The organism is Moorena sp. SIO4A1 (genome assembly GCF_010672065.1).
Lineage (GTDB): Bacteria > Cyanobacteriota > Cyanobacteriia > Cyanobacteriales > Coleofasciculaceae > Moorena.
The window spans coordinates 1-1741 of sequence record NZ_JAAHHX010000514.1 but is presented as its reverse complement, the minus strand read 5'-3'; the positions used below and the strand labels follow the sequence as shown (position 1 = coordinate 1741).

Annotated in this window: 2 protein-coding genes and 1 pseudogene; 2 read left to right on the top strand and 1 reads right to left on the bottom strand. The window is 43.8% G+C overall.

Annotated features, from left to right (window positions below; genetic code table 11):
• Positions 1–233: pseudogene (locus tag F6K53_RS40100) on the top strand (hypothetical protein); the annotation flags it as partial.
• On the opposite strand, the gene tnpA reads toward F6K53_RS40100, so the two are convergent.
• Complete coding sequence (tnpA, locus tag F6K53_RS40095) at positions 193–660, bottom strand: IS200/IS605 family transposase (protein ID WP_293085641.1); 468 nt, start codon at positions 658–660, stop codon at positions 193–195. The pseudogene F6K53_RS40100 and the gene tnpA sit on opposite strands and share 41 nt — an antisense overlap.
• Before the next feature lie 28 nt (positions 661–688).
• On the opposite strand from tnpA, the gene F6K53_RS40090 reads away from it, so the two are divergent.
• A partial coding sequence (locus F6K53_RS40090) for a transposase (RefSeq protein WP_293085638.1) occupies positions 689–1741 on the top strand: 1053 nt, incomplete at its 3' end.

Below are 1741 nucleotides of genomic sequence, written 5' to 3'. Positions count from 1 at the left end.
TCTATCAAGTTAAGTATTTTTCTGACAGTAGTGACCAGGAAACTACTGTAGTTTGTCACAACTCTCAGGGACAGTTGGGGTCTTTTAGCTTTAACTGGTCGGAAGTGACCCAACGAGTAGAAGGACGGTTGCCTTTGTTTGAGAAGGTAGTAGACTTAGATGCGCGACGGAATTTAACTCGTAAAACCCAACCTAAACAGGCAAGGGGTCTCCCGTTATACCCGGAGGGTTAGCGGGAGGGGAATTGCCTGACGGGGTATCTTGGTTTTGGACATAACTTTTTAATTGCTCGATAGTAACTCCGCCACAGGAAGCCACAAAATAAGAACCTGTCCAGAAGACTTTTTTGTCTCCGTAAAACCGTTTTAAGTGCTCAGGAAATTCTTGGCGAATCAATCTACTAGTCACAGTTTTGATATTGGCTATTAACTTGACCGGGGCGATCCTAGGATTAAGGTCAATAATTAGGTGGATATGATCACTCTCTCCATTAAATTCCACCAGGTTACACTCCCATTTAACGCAAGTGTCAGAGCAGATTTGTCTCAGCCTGATCAAGATTTGGTCTGATATGGCCTTTCGTCTGTATTTCGTTACTAATACAACATGTACGGTAAGACGGTAAACCGATCTATTTTCTTTTGTGTAATTACCTTTCATTTTATGCAATAAGTGGTACAATAAATTTATGATACTCACTTACTGCTACCGAATCAAGCCAAGCCCCGAACAGATCGCCATCATGGAAAGGTGGCTTGGACTTTTGCGTCGTCATTGGAACTACGCCCTGGGGCAACGCTTGGATTGGCTTCGTCGGACTCGTTGTCCGATTGATAGGTGTAGCGTGAGTTATGAGCCAATTGGTGAAATTCCAGAACTGGTAAACTACTACACTCAACAGGCAGCGCTGAAGGAAACTAAGCGGCTATTTCCTGAGTACAAAAAAATTTACGCAGAGACTCAACAAGTTAACTTACAACGTCTCAACAAGGCTTGGGATAGGTGGCGAAAGCCTGATGCCAGTGGCAAGCGTGGGGGTAGACCTAGGTTCAAAAAATCTGGAGAACTTCGATCGTTTGTTTTTCCTAGAGTCAACAGTTCCAAAGCAGGAGCACATCTGGTTGATGGTATTTTAAAACTGAGTCGGATTGGGTCAATTCCTGTTGTAATGCATCGCCCATTACCTGTTAGCGAAGCTTGCCCGAAGGGCGTAGGATTTACCCTTAAGCAATGCACCGTAGTCAAAAAGGCTGATGGGTGGTATTGTTGTATCTCAATGAAGGATGATACTGTACCCGAGATTTTACCAGTGGACTCAATTAAGTCTGCTGTTGGGATTGATGTTGGATTGGAGAAATTTCTAACTACATCAGACGGGGAAGCGGTGCCTATTCCACAATTTTATAGAAAGGCTCAGGGCAAGCTGGCTCAGGCGCAAAAAGTAATGTCGCGCCGCGTTAAGGGTTCTAAAAACTGGAAAAAAGCTAAACATAAAGTAGCTTTGTTACACCTCTATCTAACCCGATGCCGGAAAGAATTTCACTATCAGGTTGCTCATTGGTTGTGCAGCAAATACGACTTAATTACTCACGAAAATTTAAATATCAAAGGACTCGCTCGAACTAAGTTAGCAAAATCAATACATGATGCAGCCTGGGGAGCATTCTTGGAAATATTGCAAGCAGTGGCGGTCAAACGCGGCTTGTTAGTCCAAGAAGTTAACCCGCGTGGCACAAGCATT